At 76.6% G+C, this 431-nt stretch carries 1 pseudogene; it reads left to right on the plus strand.

The features are described 5' to 3' along the window. A pseudogene (locus C667_RS23955) lies at positions 1-431 on the plus strand (xanthine dehydrogenase molybdopterin binding subunit); the annotation flags it as partial.

The raw sequence follows: 431 nt of genomic DNA on the forward strand, positions 1-431 counted from the left end.
GGCCCCCCCGCCGCCCGCCACCCCCACCCGCACGAATCCGCCCATCTGCATGTGAGCGGCGAGGCGCTGTACGTCGACGACCTGCCCGAGCTCGCCCGCACCGCGCACGCCGCGCTCGGCCTGTCCACGCAGGCCCACGCCCGCATCACCCGGATCGATCTCGACGCGGTGCGCGCGATGCCCGGCGTGATCGGCGTGCTCACCGCCGCCGACCTCCCCGGCCCCAACGACTGCGGGCCGATCGTGCACGACGACCCGATCCTCGCCGCTGGCGAGGTCCACTACGCCGGCCAGCCGATCTTCGCCGTCATCGCCGAAACCCACGACGCCGCGCGCCGCGCCGCGCGCGCCGCGGCGATCGACTACGCGCCGCTGCCCGCCCTGCTCGACCCGCTCGAAGCCGCCCGCCAGCAGTCCCTGGTGCTGCCGCC

The organism is Thauera phenylacetica B4P (assembly GCF_000310225.1).
GTDB lineage: Bacteria > Pseudomonadota > Gammaproteobacteria > Burkholderiales > Rhodocyclaceae > Thauera > Thauera phenylacetica.